Annotated in this window: 1 protein-coding gene; it reads right to left on the bottom strand. The window is 45.4% G+C overall.

Going from position 1 to position 1,669, the window contains the following annotated elements; all coding sequences use genetic code 11:
- On the bottom strand, nt 1-1,669 hold a 1,669-nt coding region (locus DG435_RS09100; RefSeq protein ID WP_159098252.1), incomplete at both ends, for an HYR domain-containing protein.

The raw sequence follows: 1,669 nt of genomic DNA, 5'->3' as shown, positions 1-1,669 counted from the left end.
AGTGGTTGGAGTGCCTAAAGCAACACTACTTGCGGTACATAGACCTGCATCAACAGTAACATTTACTGTGGCCGGACAACTGATTGTTGGATCAATATTATCCGTTACCGTTACCGTTTGTGTACAGGTAGCTGTATTTCCTGAACTGTCCGTTACTGTCCAGGTGATTGTCGTATCTCCTAATGGGAAAACTCCGGGTGCATCGTTTGTTACACTGGCCACTGCACAATTATCTGAAGTGGTTGGTGTACCTAAAGCAACACTACTTGCAGTACATAAACCAGCATCTACAGTAACATTTACTGTGGCTGGACAACTGATCGTTGGATCGATGTTATCCGTCACGGTTACCGTTTGTGTACAGGTAGCTGTGTTTCCAGAACTATCCGTTACCGTCCAGGTTACTGTCGTATCTCCTATCGGGAAAACTCCTGGTGCATCATTGGTTGTACTGGCTACAGCACAATTATCTCCTGTAGTAGGAGTGCCTAAAGCAACACTACTTGCGGTACATAGACCGGCATCAACATTGACATTTACTGTGGCTGGACAACTGATTGTTGGATCAATATTGTCGGTTACGGTTACCGTTTGAGTACAGGTCGCTGTGTTTCCAGAACTATCTGTTACTGTCCAGGTGACTGTTGTATCTCCTAATGGGAAAACTCCCGGTGCATCATTGGTTGTACTGGCTACAGCACAATTATCTCCTGTAGTAGGAGTGCCTAAAGCAACACTACTCGCAGTACATAGACCGGCATCAACATTGACATTTACTGTAGCAGGACAACTGATTGTTGGATCAATATTGTCGGTTACGGTTACCGTTTGAGTACAGGTAGCTGTATTCCCAGAACTGTCCGTTACTGTCCAGGTGATTGTCGTATCTCCTATCGGGAAAACTCCAGGTGCATCGTTTGTTACACTGGCCACTGCACAATTATCTGAAGTGGTTGGAGTGCCTAAAGCAACACTACTTGCGGTACATAGACCTGCATCAACAGTAACATTTACTGTGGCCGGACAACTGATTGTTGGATCAATATTATCCGTTACCGTTACCGTTTGTGTACAGGTAGCTGTATTTCCTGAACTGTCCGTTACTGTCCAGGTGATTGTCGTATCTCCTAATGGGAAAACTCCGGGTGCATCGTTTGTTACACTGGCCACTGCACAATTATCTGAAGTGGTTGGTGTACCTAAAGCAACACTACTTGCAGTACATAAACCAGCATCTACAGTAACATTTACTGTGGCTGGACAACTGATCGTTGGATCGATGTTATCCGTCACGGTTACCGTTTGTGTACAGGTAGCTGTATTTCCAGAACTATCCGTTACTGTCCAGGTGACTGTTGTATCTCCTAATGGGAAAACTCCCGGTGCATCGTTGGTTGTACTGGCTACTGCACAATTATCTCCTGTAGTCGGAGTACCTAAAGTAACACCACTCGCAGTACATAGACCAGCATCAACATTGACATTTACGGTTGCTGGACAACTGATCGTTGGATCGATGTTATCCGTCACGGTTACCATTTGAGTACAGGTAGCTGTATTTCCAGAACTATCCGTTACCGTCCAGGTGACTGTTGTATCTCCTATCGGGAAAACTCCCGGTGCATCATTGGTTGTACTGGCTACTGCACAATTATCTCCTGTAGTTGGC

This window comes from Aquimarina sp. Aq78 (genome assembly GCF_900299525.1).
Classification (GTDB): domain Bacteria; phylum Bacteroidota; class Bacteroidia; order Flavobacteriales; family Flavobacteriaceae; genus Aquimarina.
Note: the sequence above shows the minus strand (reverse complement) of the source record. Positions and strands in the feature narration are given on the sequence as shown.